Below are 15,996 nucleotides of genomic sequence, written 5' to 3' on the forward strand. Positions count from 1 at the left end.
GACCGCAGCGGCCCCAGCGCTGCACTGACTACGGCCGAGGGGAACGGACTTCGAGCGTGAGCGCCGACGGCCGACCCGCCTGCAGCTCGAAGCCGCAGGCAAGCAGGAACTGGACCCCAGCGGCCTCGGCGATCGCGTGGGTCGTCCGGATGCCAACCACTGCCATCTCTCTGGCCAGCAGCCCGATCAGCTGACGCCCGATGCCCAGGGTTCGCAGGCCGGGAGCCACCACCACGCCCTCCAGCACCAGCTCACGCCTGTCGCCCCAGTCTTCGCCGAGGAGAAGGTCGACGCTGCGCTCATGGGCTCTCAACTCACCGACCGCCCCGGCTCCGGGCACCTCGGCGAGAAAGCGCCAGGACGTCGCCGGAAGCCCTTCGGTCGCACGCCGAAACCGCACCCGGGCGCGCGTCTGGTTCCGCCACCGCCGCTCGTCCCGCCGCCGACGGTCCAGGTCGTAGGTCAACTCCGGGACACGCACCGGCCACAACCGCTCCGGAAGGGTGTACGAGTGCACCCACCAGGCGCCAGGCCAGTCCTTGAGGGTCATGACTCGACGCACGTCAAGGTGCGCCGGATAACGGCGACCTGCCTCGTCCCGTAGCTCGTCCCGTGGCTCTTCCCCTGGCTCGTCCCGTAGCTCTTCCTCTGGCTCGTCGAGCCTGGGCTCGTCGCCGGGCAGCCTGACGGCGAGTTCACCACCGGCGGCACGGACGAGCCGCTCCACCGTCCGGAACGCCGGCCCCGCGCTCCGCCCCGCCTCGATGCGGGCCAACGTGCTCTTCGGGACGCCCGACCGGTCGGCCAACTCCCGCTGGCTCAGATCGACACGTCGACGCAGATCCCGCAGGATCGCCCCCACATCGATCGCATCCTCGCCGATAGCCACCCATCCATGGTTTTCCGCCCAGCCTCGACCGTCAACAGCGACCCTTTGGCTGTGGATAACCCTGTGGATAGCATCGCCGCCGCTGTGCATACCTCGGTGAGTGCCTGTAGAGCTGCCCCATAAGTGGGGCAGGCAGGCGGACGGACTGCCTGGGACAGCCCACGGTTCGACGACCACCATCGCGCGGGCCGCCAGGACTACCTCGAGCCTCGCGTGGAAGCGTCTGGCCGCATGGCACCCCCGGCATCGCGGCGCAGCCAGCCGGATCAGCGCGGCGCAGCGTGCCCCACTTGTGGGGCAGCTCTACAGGGAGCGGCAGTCACACCCATACCCTGCGGCGGCTGATGCCCCGATCGTGACTGGCGGCTGGACGCCGGCAGGGCCGCACCGCATCAGGCGCGGCCGCGCGGTGGCGCCGTCGTTCGGGTCAGTCCGCCACCACCGCCGCGGTGATCCGGTGCAGCGCGAACGTGTGCAGCATCTCGGTCCGCTCGTCCTCGGCGCGTAGGTAGCCGGCACCGATCGACACCGGCTTGACCAGCCGCGACGCTGTCGCCCCGTGGGCGTCCACGTAGCCGACCCAGACCAGCACCTTGTCACGCACCGCCTGCTGAAGCACCGCGAGGGCCTCGCTGTGCGTGTGCGCCGACACCGGACCACCGCCGAGCCCTGCCGCACCACCGCGTACGACCGCTGGTGCCCGCCGGGCCGCCCGCGCCGCCGCATCGCCCCGCCGGACGTGCTCCACCACGCCGAGCAGCCGCGGCATCGGCAGCTTCGGGGCGGCCAGCGGGTCGAACGCCCGGGTGGCCACCGGCACCCGCGCCGGGGCACGCCGGATCCGGGGCCGGGACAGCATGGTGCTGCCGGTGCCGTCTTCCTGCACCGGGGCGTACCCGGCGTCGCGCAGCGCACCCAGCAGCCGACCCACCTGGTACGGGGTGATCAGCACCGTCGGCGCGAGCCGCCGCAGGGTCAACGGCTCCAACCGCCGGTCGGCCAGCACCTCGTTGAGCAGCGTCTCGTCGTCGCTGCGCAGGTACGCACCGGCCGCCCCGACCCGCAGCCCGCCGTGTTTGCGGGCCACGTCGTCCACCAGATAGCTGAGCCCCTGCGGCACCGGCGTACGCGAGCGCCGCCGGAACAGCTCGTGCAGGTCCTCAGCCGTGTAGCCGACGTCCAGGGCACGCCGGATGCTCGCCGTGGTGACCCGATGCACGCTTGCCCCACCGGCCGACTCGGGCTCGGTCGCCGCCTCCAACTCGGCGGCGAGCTCAGGCTCCGGCGGGCCGGGCACCACCACTGTCAGGTCGGCCTGCACCAGGAAATGGTCGACGGGGGCGGGCAACAGCGCGTCGAGCGCCCGCGCGGTGCTGGACGGATCACCGCTCTCCGCGTCCACGTACAGCCCCAGCGGGTCGCCGCCACCCGGCTCGTCGGCCGACGTCAGCTCGCCCAACAGCAGCCGGCCATACGAGGTGAGCGCCCCCAGGCCGGTCACACCGAGCTGCGCGGCCTCGGCAAGCACCTCCCGGTGGGCGGCCTCCCGACCCCGACTGCGCCGTGGCGCCCTCCAGTCCAGCAGAGCCTGGACCTCCTCGGCGGTGGGCGAGGTCGCGGGTTCCAGGTCGGCGAGCACGGCGAGGACCGCCCGCCGGGTCGCAGGCGCGCTGGCCCGCTCGGCCTCGGCGGAGAGCGGGGTGATGGGCCGGTCCCGATCGTCACGCTGGCCGACCAGGCCGACCTGCCGGGTCATCGTCAGCCAGGCACGGGCCAACTGCTCCCAGCGCTGGGCCAGCGAGGCGGCCCGCCACACCTCGTACCCGCCGGTCGGCAACACCTGCTGATCCGCCCCGTACCGGCCGGTGCTCGTACCGGACAGCTCCAGCTCACCGGCGAGCCCTGCCGCGTACGCCACCTCCAGCAGCAACGCGGTCGTCGCCTCGTCCAGCCCCGCGGTACGCGCCAGCCGCCGCAGGTCCCGTACGCCAATACCGCCTGAACGCAACACCGGCGCGGGTTCGGCGGCGAGTTGCTCCAACAGTCCTTCGGTGTGCCGGACGACCTCCATGGTCTGCCCGGCACCGGCCGAGTCGACAGCCTTCGGCTCGCGCGGCGCGGCCGTCACCCGTGGCGCACTGGTGTGCAACGGTCCGAGCGGGCCGCTGTCGCGACGCAGCAGGAGACCGACCTCGCGGGGCAACTCCACCGTGCCGCCAACCGTCGGCGAGCCGGCCGAGACGACGACCAGCAGCCGGTTGTCGACCAGCCAGCGCACCGGCGAGCCGGTCGGCGCTCCACCGTTTGTCGGGTCGGCGAGCACTGCGTCCTCCGCGCCGATCGGCGGTGCCTGCAACGCGCCTGGTGGCACGGTGCCGACCGGCGGGCCGGCCGCCAGCCGGTCGAGGATCGCCCGGGCCGACGGGGGCGCGGCGAGCAGCGTGCGGCGCAGCTTCGCCGGGTCCGCGCAGAGCGCGGCCGCGCGCGGCTCCAGGTCCGCGGCCGGTCGACCGAGCCCGGCGGGGTACGGGGAGACCTCGTCGACGGCGGCCGCCACGTGCAGGGCGTGCTCCGGGCCGTACAGGAGGAAGAGCGCCCGTAGCCGGTCGACGGCGGCCCGGACGGACGTCGGCGCCGGTGGGTGGGGGCCGGCGGTCGCCATGGCGAGCACGGAGTCGGTGTCGGTGGTGCCCTCGTCCGGGTGCCGGGTGAGGCGGGCGGCGTCGAGGATCTGCATTGTGAACTGGTCGAGCCCGTCCAGCGCGCGGGCCACCGACACCCGGGACTGGGCGCGGATGGCCAGGGCGGAGACGTCGGCAGGCACGGGCACGACGAGGTCCGGCCGGAGCTGGAGCAGCGCGGCCAGCGACTCGTCGGGCAGTGACCGCAGGTGGTCGGCGAGTGAGGTGGTCATCGTCTTTCCACGCTAGCCCGGCACGGGGCAGTCGCGCCCCTCGGACGTCCGGCCGACCCCGGGTCACCGGGTACGTTTCTCGACATGCCCGCACTGACCGTCGGATTCGATCTCGACATGACCCTGGTGGATTCCCGCCCCGGCATCGCCGCGACCTTCCGGGCGCTGACCGCCAGGACGGGCGTGCCGGTGGACGCCGATCTGGCTGTGTCCCGGCTCGGGCCGCCGCTGCGTACCGAGCTCGCGTACTGGTTTCCGCCGGAGCAGGTCGAGTCGGCCGTGTTGGCGTACCGGGAGCTGTACCCGGCCTACGCGATCACTCCGACGGTCCCGTTGCCCGGCGCGCGGGAGGCGGTCGACGCGATCCGCGCACGGGGCGGTCGTGTGCTGGTCGTCACTGCCAAGATGGGCCGGCTGGCCCGGCTGCACCTGGACCACTTGGGCCTCAAGGTCGACGAGTTGGCCGGTGACCTGTTCGCCGAGCAGAAGGCGAGCGCGTTGAGGGAGCACGACGCGACCCACTACGTCGGTGACCATGTGGCGGACATGATGGCGGCGGACGTCGCCGGGGTGCCCGGAATCGGCGTAGCGACGGGCCCGTGTTCTCCGCAGGAGTTGCACGCGGCCGGGGCGAAGCTGGTGCTTGACGATCTCGTCGGATTCCCAGCGGCGCTCGACGGCATGATCCAGCTAGCCTTGGAGCAGTAGCGGCTCAAGTGAAGCAGGGGTTTACAGGTGCCTACGGGTCGAGTGAAGTGGTACGACACGGCCAAGGGATACGGCTTCGTCACGAGTGACGAGGGCGGCGACGTGTTTCTGCCCAAGGGTGCCCTGCCTGCGGGCGTCACCGACCTCAAGGGTGGTCAACGGGTCGACTTCAGCGTGGTGGACAGCCGCCGGGGCTCGCAGGCCATGGGCGTCAAACTGTTGGACGCGCCGCCGTCGATGGCGGAGCTGCGCCGACGCCCGGCGGAGGAGCTGCACGGTCTCGTCGAAGACATGATCAAGGTGCTGGAGGCGAAGGTCCAGCCGGACCTGCGTCGGGGTCGGTACCCGGACAAGAAGACCGCGCAGAAGATCGCTCAGCTGGTCCACGCTGTGGCGCGCGAGCTGGAGGTCTGAGGCACGAGCCCGGCGTCGGCGGCCCGGTCCAGCAGTGCCGTCACCGCGGCGAAACCGGCTTCGCCAAGGTCAGCGGTGAACTCGTTGACGTAGAGGTCGATGTGCCGGTCCACGACGTCGGGCTCCATTTCCTGGGCGTGCGCGAGCACGTACTCCCGGCTGGCCGTCGGGTCCGCCCAGGCCTGCCGGACCGACTCGCGGACCCAACCGGCGGCGGCTTCCGGGTCGACGACGCCGCGCCGGGCCAGGATCGCACCGAGGGGGATGGGTAGGCCGGTGTCGGCCTCCCACCACTCGCCGAGGTCGACGAGCGCGGTCAGGCCGTGCCGGTGGTAGGTGAACCGTGCCTCGTGGATGACGAGCCCGGCGTCGTACCGGCCAGCCGCGACGCCCGGCATGATCTCGTGGAACGGGACCACCTCGATCCGCGCCGGCGGCCGGCCCGCCGACCAGAGCCGGAACAGTAGGTACGCGGTGGTCCGGTCGCCCGGCACCGCCACCGTGGCACCGGTCAGGTCGGTGCGGTCGGGGCCGCCCGCGCGGTCGCCCCGGGTGAGCACCAGCGGCCCACATCCCCGGCCGAGAGCACCGCCGCAGGGCAGCAGGTGGTACTTGTCGAGCAGCCAGGGCAGCGCCGCGAAGCTCACCTTCACCAGGTCGAACGCGCCCCGCTCGGCTGCCGTGTTGGTGACGTCCACGTCGGCGTACGTCACCTCGACAGGCGGTGCACCGGACACCCGACCGTGCACCAGGGCGTCGAAGACGAACGTGTCATTGGGGCAGGGCGAGATCGCCAGGGAGAGCGCCACGCCCTTCACGTTAGCCCCGCCTTCGTGCGCTCGGTCAGCGCGGTCCCGTGCGGTTGCCTGCCGAGCGCGCTCGCCGCCTCCCACCCACCCACCCACCCACCAGTCACGGTCGAGCGCCGGCCGCTGGTCCGCGCGCCCCTCGCCCCTCGCCGCAGAGGTATGGGTGTGACTGCCGCTCCCTGTAGAGCTGCCCCATGAGTGGGGCACACTGCAGCGGCGCCGCCACGCGACCATCGGACAAGACGCAGCCGCCCCATACGTGGGGCAGCTACAGCAGCGCCGCCACGCGACTACCGGACGAGACGCAGCCGCCCCATACGCGGGGCAGCTCTACAGCAGCGCCGCCACACGGCCACCGGACGAGACGCAGCCGCCTCACACGTGGGGCAGCTCTACAGCAACGCCGCCACGCGACCACCGGACGAGACGCAGCCGCCCCATACGCGGGGCAGCTTTACAGCAGCGGCGCCGCCACGCGGCCACCGGACGAGACGCAGCCGCCCCACACGTGGGGCAGCTCTACAGCAGCGCCGCCACGCGACCGTTCGACGACACAGAGTGCCCAGGACGGGGGCGCGCTGCGGGGTCAGCGGTGACTGCGGCTGCGGCGTACGGTGCCGATGACCGAGACAATCAGCAGCAGCGCGAAGCCGGCGCCTGCGGACTCCCCGACCGAGTCGACGAAGCCCTGCTGGAGCACCAGCCAGCCGAAGAGGAACCATCCGAGCAGAAGCGTCGCCGCGACGCAGTACGCGACCACTGTCGCTCGGGACACCTCGTCGGGCGGTGCCTGCTCGTGTTCTGCGATCACGTCACGGTCGACCGTCATGCCCAGCCCTCCCCGCCCGGTTCGGCCCCTGAACTCCCAAGAGTGTCACTCCTGGGACCGCTGTGACAGGGGTTAAAACCCGGAGTCGGGCAGGTCACTCAGGTCCCGGGGCGGCGGCCGACCAGAACGACGCGTGTGCCGACCTTGCCCAACTCCCACATCCGGACGGCGTCGGCGTGCAGCAGATTGACGCAGCCGTGCGAGCCGATCGACTTGTCGTGCAGGTACGTGGTGGTCTCGTGGAAGCCCATTCCCTGCGTGAAGTGCTGCCAGTACGGCAGCCACACCTCGTACGGGTTGGACCACTCCTTGGGGTTGCGGTAGTTGACGGCGTACGTGCCGGACGGGGTGCGGTAGCCGGACATGCCGGTCCGGGTCACCGTCGGTTCCATGATCACTTTGCCGTTGCGCAGGGCCCACACGGTCTGGCGGGTCAGGTCCACGCAGAACGTGGTGCCGGTGCCCGCCTTGCAGCGGGTCGGATCGGTGGTGGCGAGTCGCTTCGCCACGTCGAAGGTGGTCGGCCCGGCGCGGCCCTCGACGGGGCGAATGCCGTACCTCTTCTGGAACTTCTTGATGGCCGCGCAGTCGGCGGCGGACTGTTGGCCGTCGACGGTCACCGACCCGAACCCGCCCAGCTGGGCGAGGTAGGTCTCCACAGCGCGCTGGTGCTCGCCCTGCGGGCAGCCGGCAGCCCGGGCGGTGGGCGCGGCCGTGGTCGGTGCGGGCGTACTGCGGGTCGGCTTGGGTTTCGGCTTAGGCTTCGTCGTGGCGCTGCTGGTCGGCTCTGCCGTCGGCGCGGCCGGCGTTGGCCGGCCGCGCTGGTCCGGCCCGGACGTGCCGCTCGCCCCCGTTACCTGTTCCGCCGCACCTGCCGGGGCGGCTCCCCCGCCGCCACTCCCGCCGGACTGCGGATCGAACGTGCACGCGCCGGTGCCGACCAGCACGACCACCAGCGGGGCGACCAGCCGGGAAGTGATCCGGAAACGCTTCATGGGACCTCCCCTGGACAGTCGTCCCATTGCTAGACGTTTGTCAGTACGGTCGCGGTTGCGCCCAGTCGGCATCTTTCTTTGCTGATCCCGGATCGTGCGACACTGGATGGTCGGCCTGCGTCGGGTAAGCGACTGCCGCGAGCCGACAGCCAACCGAGGAGAGGACGCTGGCGTGAGCGGTGGACCACTGATCGTTCAGTCGGACAAGACCCTTTTGCTGGAGATCGACCATCCCGACGCGCAGGCATGCCGGATGGCGATCGCGCCGTTCGCCGAGTTGGAGCGCTCTCCCGAACATGTGCACACCTACCGGCTGACCCCGCTCGGGCTGTGGAACGCCCGCGCGGCGGGGCACGACGCCGAGGGTGTGGTCGATTCGCTGCTCAAATACTCGCGGTACCCGGTGCCGCACGCGCTGCTCGTGGATGTCGCCGAGACGATGGACCGGTACGGCCGGCTCCAGCTCGCCAACGACCCGGCGTACGGGCTGGTGCTGCGTGCGCTGGACCGGCTCGTGCTGATCGAGGTGGCAAAGAGCAAGAAGCTCGCCGGCATGCTCGGCAACAAGATCGACGACGACACGATCCAGGTGCACCCGTCCGAGCGTGGCCGGCTCAAGCAGGCGCTGCTCAAGCTGGGTTGGCCGGCGGAGGACCTGGCCGGGTACGTCGACGGCGAGGCGCACCCGATCGAGCTGGCCGAGGCCGGCAAGGACGGGCGCAAACCGTGGACGCTGCGGTCGTACCAGCGGGAAGCCGTCGAGGCGTTCTGGGCCGGCGGGTCGGGTGTGGTGGTGCTGCCCTGCGGGGCCGGCAAGACCCTGGTCGGGGCGGCGGCGATGGCCGAGGCGAAGGCGACAACGCTGATCCTGGTCACCAACACCGTCGCCGGCCGGCAGTGGAAGCGGGAGCTGATCGCCCGCACCTCGCTCACCGAGGAGGAGATCGGCGAGTACTCCGGCGAACGCAAGGAGATCCGCCCGGTCACCATCGCGACGTACCAGGTGCTCACCTCGCGGCGCGGCGGCGCGTTCACCCACCTGGACCTGTTCGGTGCCCGCGACTGGGGTCTTGTCGTCTACGACGAGGTACACCTGCTGCCCGCGCCGATCTTCCGGTTCACCGCGGACCTCCAGGCCCGCCGCCGGCTGGGCCTGACGGCAACTTTGGTACGCGAGGACGGCCGGGAGGGCGACGTGTTCAGCCTGATCGGCCCCAAGCGGTACGACGCGCCGTGGAAGGACATCGAGTCGCAGGGCTGGATCGCCCCTGCGGAGTGTGTCGAGGTCCGGGTGACGCTCACCGACGCGGAGCGGATGTCGTACGCGACGGCGGAGGCCGAGGAGCGGTACCGGATGGCGGCGACCGCCCGCACGAAACTGCCGGTGGTGAAGGCGCTTGTCGACCGGCACCCGGAGGACCAGGTGCTTGTGATCGGCGCGTACATCGACCAGTTGCACCAGCTTGGCGAATACCTCGACGCGCCGATCATCCAGGGCTCGACCACGAACAAGGAGCGGGAACGGCTGTTCGACGCGTTCCGGTCCGGCGAGCTGCGGACGTTGGTGATCTCCAAGGTCGGCAACTTCTCCATCGATCTGCCCGAAGCGGCGGTGGCGATCCAGGTGTCGGGGACGTTCGGGTCACGGCAGGAGGAGGCGCAGCGGTTGGGGCGGGTGCTGCGGCCGAAGGCCGACGGGCGGCAGGCGCACTTCTACACTGTGGTCTCCCGGGACACGATCGACACCGAGTACGCGGCGCACCGGCAGCGCTTCTTGGCAGAGCAGGGCTACGCGTACACGATCGTCGACGCCGACGACGTCCTCGGCCCGAAGCTACCGACCGTCGACTGACCCGCACGGCGTTGATCGACTCGGTATTCCGGAAGTCGCGGTGTCCGGGGCTCTGCCGCGCCCCGGTTTCACGGAAACCGAGCCGATCAACGGCCACCGGCGTCACGGCGTAGGCGGTGGGCAGCGGTCGGGGAGGGTAACAGTGCCGGGGCGGTGGTCGAAGGTGTCCATCGTGAACCACTCGTCCAGTTCCGGGTCGAAGAGGTTCTGCAGGCCGAACTGCAACACCTGCCACCACCGGCTCGGGTCCCGCTGGTCGACGTAGATGTCGCCGAGCGCGAGCGGGAACCGGAAGAACTCGCCCGGCACCGTGGAGCCGCCGACGACACCCACCCGCCAGTGGTCGACGTGCCGGTCCTTCTCCCCCTGCAGGATCTCCGGCCCGACGAAGCGGGACGTCTTCAGCTTGTCGTTGAAGATCTGCCGGTTGAAAAACCCCGGGACCTTGCTGCACTCGCGTGGCGGGAACAGCGGGATGTTCGGCCACTTGTAGGTGAGCGTGTAGAGCGTGTTCTCGTAGATCAGGTTCGTGAACCAGATTGGATGCTCCGGACCACCGGCGATCATCTGGCTGTTGCCGTCGCGGCCCTGCCAGCTGAACGGCACGTCGATGCCGAGGTCGCGCACGACGTACCGGCCGGTGCCCTGAAAGTCGGCGGGGAGCTGCGGGGGTCGGGGTTCCCTCGGAGCGGGGACCGAAGTGCCGTCGGCCCGGGCCGCGCGGGGCAGCGGTACCGCAGCCGGGCCGGGCGCCAGCACGCCGAGGGCGAAGAGGCAGCCGGCCACCGCCGAAACCACAGTCCGATGTGTACGCCTCGACACCATGTCCCCTCCGCCGTCGGGAAGGCGGTTGGCGCTGCACAGCGCACCGGCCTTCGGCGAAGCGTAGGAGCAGGTAAAACGTGAGACTGGGCGGAATGCGACGACTCCACCGGAAGCGTGAAAGGAGCGACCTACAGAACCCGGGTGACCCGCTCGGCGGTGATCACCATGTCCCGGTTCGTCGGGTCGAGGTTGGCGCTGATCACCACGGACGCTCCCGCCGACAGCGGTGCCAGCAACCACTTCAGCGGCTGCTCGTGCTCGGCGGCGTCGACAAGCAGCCGGTCGCCGGCCCGCAGGTCCAGCTGCCCGGCGACCTCCAGCGCGAGCGCACCCCACTGCCCGTACGTTGTCCCGTCAGCGCTTGCCGGATCCGACGGGTGGATCGCCGCGTGGTCGGGCGTGGCGTCCGAGTGCCGGAGCACCTCGGCGGACCAGTCCAGCCAACCCAGCGGCACGTCGGCCAGGCGACCCGGGCCGGTGCCGACGAGGTAGCGGTGCGTGGCGTCCGGCACGTCCTCCAGCCAGTCGTCCTGCCGCTGCGGCGTCACGAACACCGCGTCGAACGGCCGGTCCCCGCCCGGTTCGAGCACGGGCAGGCCCGCCGTGGCGCGCGGCCGGAACGACACCGCCAGGCCGCAGGCCCACGCCCCCAACAACACCGCCGCGGTACGCCAGTGCGGCGGCAGCAGGACCGCTACGCGGCTGCCGGGGCCGAGCCCGCAGCCGTCCCGCAGGAGGCTGGCACTGCGCGCCGCCCAGGCACCGACCTGGTGCGCGGTCAGGTCGACGCGCTCACCGGTGGCCTCGTCGCGATAGCTGAGCAGGGGACGTTCGAGGTCGACGGGTAGGTCGACAGTGACGGTTGCCTGCATGTCCGCTCCCCGGTGACGACATCGGATCCACCCTACTCAACGACTTTGGTAGCGACTGTCCTCGGCCGATGGCCAACCTGCCTCAAAGGTGGGCGTCGGGTCGATCGCGCACCGTGACCAGGCGCCAGGTCTACCACCCCACCCCACACATCCTTTGCTCTGCTTCAACAGACGCAACAGTCACGCACCGTGATCACGGTATCGACCGCCCGCCCTCGCATACAAGCAAAAGCAGCAGGTCAATCAAGTGTTGCGTCTATTGAAGCAGAGCAAAGGGGTTGAGCAGTGCGGCCGGTGCCGCCGAAGGGCGTCACGTTGAGTGACAATCTTGCCCCGCCACCCTGACACGAAGCGTCACTACGAACACCAGATGCTGGCGTCAGCGCGCGGGCAACTCCGGGCCGCCGTCGAGCAGTGGGGCGAGCAGGTCGCCGTACTCCTCGACCCGGTCGAGGACCTCGGCGGAGGTGAACTGACGAACGGCCGGTTTCCGGCCGCGGGCGCCGGCCTCGACCTCGTCCCAGGTCAGCGGCGTCGACACCGAGGGTTCCCGCTGGGCGCGCAGCGAGTACGGCGCGACTGTCGTCTTCGCCGCGTTGTTCTGACTCCAGTCGATGAAGACCTTGCCGGGGCGCAGGTTCTTGGCCATCTTCGACACGATGAGCTTCGGGTGCTCCTTCTCCAGCTCCTGCGCGATGCGACGCGCGTAGGCGGAGACGTCGTCGGCGGACTGGTTGCCGGCGATCGGGCAGCAGAGCTGCATGCCCTTCTTGCCTGACGTCTTCGGGTACGAGTCGATGCCGTCGTCGGCGAGCCGGTCGCGCATCAGTACCGCCACCGGGCAGCACTCGGCGAGCCCGGCCGGCGGCCCCGGGTCCAGGTCGACAACCATCATGTCCGGGTGTTCGCCGACCTTCCACTGCGGTGTGTGCAGCTCCAACGCGGCCAGGTTGGCCAGCCAGACCAGGGTGGGCAGGTCGTCGGCGACCACGTAGTCGATGGTCTCCCGGCCCTTCGTCGACCCGGGCGCTGGCAGGTTTTCCACACGCACCCAGTCCGGGGTGGCTGCCGGCTTGTTCTTCTCGAAGAACGACTTGTCGTCCACCCCGTTGGGGAACCGGATCCGGGTCACCGGCCGGTCGGCCAGGTGCGGCAGCAGCACCAGGGAGATCCGGGTGTAGTAGTCGATCACCTCACCCTTCGTGAAGCCGACCGCCGGATAGAGCACCTTGTCCAGGTTGGACAACTCCAGTGGGCGGCCCTCGACGTCCACTCGCAGCCGGTCAGCCGGCATCGTCGACCTCCTCCGGCGGCTTGTCCGGGCGCATCCGCAGCACGCGGGGGAAGCGCAGCCGGCCGTCGGGGGTGCGCTGGCCGTACTTCACCTCCACCACCACCCGGGGTTCTACCCAGATCGCGCCCCGGGCATCCTCGCGCGGCACACCCGCCGCGAACGGTGACACGCCGGAGCGCAGCGGCTCCAGCTCGGCGAGGAGCTGCCGTTCGATGGCTGCGCCGATCCCGCCGCCGACCCGCCCCCGGTAGATCAGCCGGCCGTCCGGGCCAGGTACGCCGACCAGCAGCCCGCCGATCGGACGCGCTCCCGGTCGCCAGCCGCCCACCACGAAGTCGCCGGTCACCTCCAGCTTGACCTTCACCCAGTCCGGCGAGCGCACCCCCGGCCGGTAGACGGCGTCGACCCGCTTGGCCATCACGCCCTCCAGGCCGTGCTCGCCGGCCGCCTCGTAGGTGGCCGGGCCGTCGGAGAAGACCGGCGGCACCGCCCACCGGGCACCGCCGAGCGCGAGCGCGTCCAGGGCCTCCCGGCGGCGCGCGTACGGCCAGCCGGTCAGGTAGTCGCCGTTGATTCGCAGCAGGTCGAAGATCATGTACGTGACCGGCATGACTGCCGCCAACCGGGCCGCCTTGTTCCGGTCCCGGACGTGCATGCGCTCGGCCAACGCGGTGAACGACGGCTGCCCGCCCTCCCCCAACAGCACCACCTCGCCGTCGAGCAGCACGTCGTCGACCTGCTCGGGCAGGGTGGCCAGCTCCGGGTACGCGGCGGTGATCTCCACGCCGGAGCGGGCATACAGATGTTGAGCACGACCGGAGATGTCGGCGAGCGCCCGGATGCCGTCCCATTTGAACTCGTAGGCCCAGCCGTCACCCGCAGGGAGGGGCCCGGTCATCGCGAGCATCGGCTTGAGCGGCGCTCCGGGCACGACCCGACTGTAGTACCAGGCCGAACACCTCGCGTCCGGTTCTTTCGGATGCGAGCATGGTCGATACCGGGGAAGGGAGCGCAGGATGCGTGCCATCTGGAAGGGAGCCGTGTCGTTCGGGCTCGTCTCGATCGGGGTGAAGCTCTACTCCGCGACCGAGGAGAAGGACATCCGGTTCCACCAGGTCCACCGCGAGGACGGCGGTCGGATCCGCTACAAGCGCACCTGCTCGGTCTGCGGCGAGGAGGTCACCTACGACGACATCGCCAAGGGCTACGACATCGGCGGCGGCGAGATGGTGATCCTCACCGACGAGGACTTCGCCGAGCTGCCCCTGACCAGCTCACGCGCCATCGACGTGCTGGAGTTCGTGCCCGCCGAGCAGGTCGACCCGATCCTCTACAACAAGGCGTACTTCCTCGAACCGGAGGGCACGGCCACCAAGCCGTACGTGCTGCTGCGCGACGCGCTCATCGACTCGGAGCGGGTGGCGATCGTCAAGGTGGCGCTGCGCCAGCGGGAGCAGCTCGCCACGCTGCGGGTGCGCGAGGGTGTGCTGCTGCTCAACACGATGCTCTGGCCGGACGAGATCCGTACCCCGGACTTCGGTTTCCTCGATGAGGACCTCAAGGTCCGTCCGCCGGAGCTGGCGATGGCCAGTTCACTCATCGACTCGATGGCCGGCGAGTTCGAGCCGGACGTGTTCACCGACGACTACCGGGCGGCGTTGCAGGAGGTCATCGACGCCAAGGTGGAGGGTCGGGAGGTCGTCCAGCCGGAGGAGGCCGAGGAGGCTCCGGCCGCAGCTGTGGATCTGATGGCCGCACTGAAGGCGTCGGTGGACCGGGCTCGCGCGGCGCGCGGCGAGCAACCCGCCCGCGGCGGTGGCGGTGGCGGCGAGCCGACGCCCATCTCGTCGGCCCGCTCGGCGCAGAAGGCGGCAGCCAAGAAGGCCCCCGCGAAGAAGACCGCCACCAAGAAGGCCGCCGAGAAGAAGACGGCAGCCAAGGCGGAGCCGGCGAAGAAGACCGCCGCCAAGAAGACACCGGCGAAGAAGACCGAGCCGGCGAAGAAGACGACAGCCCGCAAGACCGCACCGCGCAAGACCGCCTGACCGGTACGGCAGCTACGAGGGCTGTCGGCCGGACCGGGTACGCTCCGCCGGCCGCTGGCAACCGGAGGAGCCCTCATGCCGTACACCCCTGACCTGGACCGGTTGTTGACGCCCGGGGCGCGCTTCACCGACGCGCACGGCGCGTACCTGATCGAGGTCCACCCGGTGGGCGACATCGTGCTGCCGACCGGCCAGGTGGTCGGGTGTGACCCGCTGGTCTGCCCGGAGGCCGAACCGTTCACTGTCACGGTCCCTCCCGGGCGTCATCCCGCCCGCGCCTGGGTGGCTGCGGTGCTGCGGGAGGACGCCGAGGTCGACCGACGGGTGGCGGCACTGGAGCTGGTGATCTCCGAGGCGCCGACGGTGCGTTGGGAGCCGGCCGTCGCGGGCGACCAGGACATCGCCGCCCTCGGCCCGGACGACTATTTCGGGTACGGGGTGGACGCCGGCGCCGGCACTCTCGCCGACCCGACAGCGCTCGCCGCCCTGGAGGCCTGGGACGAGGACCGTGTCGAGGAGGTCTTCATCCCCGCGGAGCCGCCCGCGTCGCAGGTCCCGGGGCTGATCACGGCCGTGCTGGACGAGACCACCGGCGCGAACGTCGTCACCGTCACCACGGGTTGGGGCGACGGTTGCTACGGAACCTGGATCGGGCGCGCGGCCGACGGTAGCGTCACGTCGTTCGTGACCGACTTCATGGTCGTACCGGAATAACGTCCCGCGACGGCCTCCCTGGGCGATCCGAGACGTCCGGGGCGGGCACAGCGGGCCGCAGGGCGGGTACCGTGTGCGTCGGCTTTCCCCCCGGCACCGGGTGCCGGCCACACCTTCGCAGCAGGGAGTCGACGACGTGAGCGAGCGGACGCAGCAGAACCGGTCGGAGGGCCAGAGCCCGGCGACGAAGGCGGGGCGGCGGCTGGCCGCCCAGCTGGCGGCGCAGAAGGCCGCCGAGGCGAAGCGACGCCGCAACGCGTGGGCGGGTGGCCTCGCCGGCGTCGCCGTGATGGCGCTGCTGATCGGCGGTTTCGTCTGGATCGACAAGAACCGGGGCGACGACACGCCCACCAACCAGGCCGGTTCGACCCCGTCGGCGTCCGCGCCCGCTCCGGACGCGCCCACCGCGCCGCCGGCTCCGCAGATGCCCGAGAACGCCGACCCGGCGCTGAGCAAGAAGCCGACGGTGAAGGCTGGCACCGGCGAGCTGAAGAAGCTCACTGTCACCCCGGTGATCAAGGGCACCGGCCCGGCGGTCAAGCAGGGCCAGACCATCACCACCAACTACGTGGGCGTGTTCTACAAGGACGGCAAGGAGTTCGACTCGTCCTGGAACGCGGGCCAGCCGGCCACCTTCGCCATCGGTGTGGGTCAGGTCATCCCCGGCTGGGACCAGGGCCTCGTGGGCGTGACCGTGGGCAGCCGGGTGCAGCTCGACATCCCGGGCGAGCTGGCGTACGGCAACGACGCGGCAGCCGCTGGCGGTCGTCCCACCGGCCCGCTGCGCTTCGTGGTGGACGTGCTCGCCGCCCAGTGACCCGACCGGTTCGCCCCGG

At 71.0% G+C, this 15,996-nt stretch carries 15 protein-coding genes; 6 read left to right on the plus strand and 9 right to left on the minus strand.

Translation table 11 applies throughout. The annotated features are described in order from the left end of the window. Positions 1-28 precede the first annotated feature (28 nt). On the minus strand, positions 29-889 hold the full coding sequence (locus ACLQ23_RS03590; protein WP_355588237.1) for a helix-turn-helix domain-containing protein: 861 nt from the start codon (positions 887-889) through the stop codon (positions 29-31). Positions 890-1,316: 427 nt separating this feature from the next. Next, the gene (locus ACLQ23_RS03595; protein ID WP_355628257.1) at positions 1,317-3,803 is read right to left on the minus strand and encodes a helicase-associated domain-containing protein; all 2,487 of its coding nucleotides are present in this window, start codon (positions 3,801-3,803) and stop codon (positions 1,317-1,319) included. An 84-nt stretch (positions 3,804-3,887) separates the two neighbouring features. On the opposite strand from ACLQ23_RS03595, the gene ACLQ23_RS03600 reads away from it, so the two are divergent. Then, entirely contained in the window at positions 3,888-4,511 is a 624-nt protein-coding gene (locus ACLQ23_RS03600) for an HAD family hydrolase (protein ID WP_355588233.1), read from the plus strand. Positions 4,512-4,538: 27 nt separating this feature from the next. Continuing rightward, positions 4,539-4,925: a cold-shock protein gene (locus tag ACLQ23_RS03605; RefSeq protein WP_355588232.1), complete on the plus strand. Its 387-nt coding sequence runs from the start codon at positions 4,539-4,541 to the stop codon at positions 4,923-4,925. On the opposite strand, the gene ACLQ23_RS03610 is transcribed toward ACLQ23_RS03605, so the two are convergent. From ACLQ23_RS03610 to ACLQ23_RS03620, 3 genes are all read right to left on the minus strand, one after another. Next, positions 4,886-5,734: a 1,4-dihydroxy-6-naphthoate synthase gene (locus ACLQ23_RS03610; RefSeq protein ID WP_355588230.1), complete on the minus strand. Its 849-nt coding sequence runs from the start codon at positions 5,732-5,734 to the stop codon at positions 4,886-4,888. The two genes, ACLQ23_RS03605 and ACLQ23_RS03610, sit on opposite strands and share 40 nt — an antisense overlap. 586 nt (positions 5,735-6,320) lie before the next feature. Beyond that, entirely contained in the window at positions 6,321-6,563 is a 243-nt protein-coding gene (locus ACLQ23_RS03615) for a hypothetical protein (RefSeq protein ID WP_355628254.1), read from the minus strand. A 98-nt stretch (positions 6,564-6,661) separates the two neighbouring features. Beyond that, positions 6,662-7,558 carry a L,D-transpeptidase family protein gene (locus ACLQ23_RS03620; RefSeq protein WP_355588227.1) on the minus strand — a complete coding sequence of 299 codons (897 nt, stop codon included), beginning with the start codon at positions 7,556-7,558 and terminating at the stop codon, positions 6,662-6,664. Between the two features lie 172 nt (positions 7,559-7,730). Here ACLQ23_RS03620 and ACLQ23_RS03625 point away from each other — a divergent pair, with 172 nt between their 5' ends. Further along, positions 7,731-9,410, plus strand: a complete 1,680-nt coding sequence (locus ACLQ23_RS03625; RefSeq protein WP_355588225.1) for a DNA repair helicase XPB — start codon at positions 7,731-7,733, stop codon at positions 9,408-9,410. 102 nt (positions 9,411-9,512) lie between these two features. Here ACLQ23_RS03625 and ACLQ23_RS03630 read toward each other — a convergent pair whose 3' ends face one another. The 4 genes from ACLQ23_RS03630 to ligD (ACLQ23_RS03645) form a co-directional block, all read right to left on the minus strand. Then, positions 9,513-10,208 (minus strand): hypothetical protein, encoded by a 696-nt coding sequence (locus tag ACLQ23_RS03630; RefSeq protein WP_355588223.1) that lies wholly within the window; start codon positions 10,206-10,208, stop codon positions 9,513-9,515. A gap of 155 nt (positions 10,209-10,363) precedes the next feature. Then, positions 10,364-11,107 carry a TIGR03089 family protein gene (locus ACLQ23_RS03635; RefSeq protein WP_355588221.1) on the minus strand — a complete coding sequence of 248 codons (744 nt, stop codon included), beginning with the start codon at positions 11,105-11,107 and terminating at the stop codon, positions 10,364-10,366. A 379-nt stretch (positions 11,108-11,486) separates the two neighbouring features. Further along, entirely contained in the window at positions 11,487-12,401 is a 915-nt protein-coding gene (gene ligD, locus ACLQ23_RS03640) for a non-homologous end-joining DNA ligase (RefSeq protein ID WP_355588219.1), read from the minus strand. Further along, on the minus strand, positions 12,391-13,332 hold the full coding sequence (gene ligD / locus ACLQ23_RS03645; protein ID WP_355588217.1) for a non-homologous end-joining DNA ligase: 942 nt from the start codon (positions 13,330-13,332) through the stop codon (positions 12,391-12,393). The genes ligD (ACLQ23_RS03640) and ligD (ACLQ23_RS03645) overlap by 11 nt, the downstream gene beginning before the upstream one ends. A gap of 85 nt (positions 13,333-13,417) precedes the next feature. On the opposite strand from ligD (ACLQ23_RS03645), the gene ACLQ23_RS03650 reads away from it, so the two are divergent. From ACLQ23_RS03650 to ACLQ23_RS03660, 3 genes are all read left to right on the plus strand, one after another. After that, positions 13,418-14,446 (plus strand): Ku protein, encoded by a 1,029-nt coding sequence (locus ACLQ23_RS03650; protein ID WP_355588215.1) that lies wholly within the window; start codon positions 13,418-13,420, stop codon positions 14,444-14,446. Positions 14,447-14,521: 75 nt separating this feature from the next. After that, positions 14,522-15,160, plus strand: a complete 639-nt coding sequence (locus ACLQ23_RS03655) for a DUF4241 domain-containing protein (protein ID WP_355588213.1) — start codon at positions 14,522-14,524, stop codon at positions 15,158-15,160. Positions 15,161-15,260: 100 nt separating this feature from the next. Further along, positions 15,261-15,977 (plus strand): FKBP-type peptidyl-prolyl cis-trans isomerase, encoded by a 717-nt coding sequence (locus ACLQ23_RS03660; protein ID WP_355588516.1) that lies wholly within the window; start codon positions 15,261-15,263, stop codon positions 15,975-15,977. The last annotated feature ends 19 nt before the right edge of the window (positions 15,978-15,996 follow it).

Source organism: Micromonospora sp. DT41, assembly GCF_049841715.1.
GTDB lineage: Bacteria > Actinomycetota > Actinomycetes > Mycobacteriales > Micromonosporaceae > Micromonospora > Micromonospora profundi.

Coding starts and splice junctions, on each gene's coding strand:
- ACLQ23_RS03595 (WP_355628257.1), bottom strand. CDS start 3,803: ATGACCACCTCACTCGCCGACCACCTGCGGTCACTGCCCGACGAGTCG.
- ACLQ23_RS03600 (WP_355588233.1), top strand. CDS start 3,888: ATGCCCGCACTGACCGTCGGATTCGATCTCGACATGACCCTGGTGGAT.
- ACLQ23_RS03615 (WP_355628254.1), bottom strand. CDS start 6,563: ATGACGGTCGACCGTGACGTGATCGCAGAACACGAGCAGGCACCGCCC.
- ACLQ23_RS03620 (WP_355588227.1), bottom strand. CDS start 7,558: ATGAAGCGTTTCCGGATCACTTCCCGGCTGGTCGCCCCGCTGGTGGTC.
- ACLQ23_RS03635 (WP_355588221.1), bottom strand. CDS start 11,107: ATGCAGGCAACCGTCACTGTCGACCTACCCGTCGACCTCGAACGTCCC.
- ligD (WP_355588219.1), bottom strand. CDS start 12,401: ATGCCGGCTGACCGGCTGCGAGTGGACGTCGAGGGCCGCCCACTGGAG.
- ACLQ23_RS03650 (WP_355588215.1), top strand. CDS start 13,418: ATGCGTGCCATCTGGAAGGGAGCCGTGTCGTTCGGGCTCGTCTCGATC.
- ACLQ23_RS03655 (WP_355588213.1), top strand. CDS start 14,522: ATGCCGTACACCCCTGACCTGGACCGGTTGTTGACGCCCGGGGCGCGC.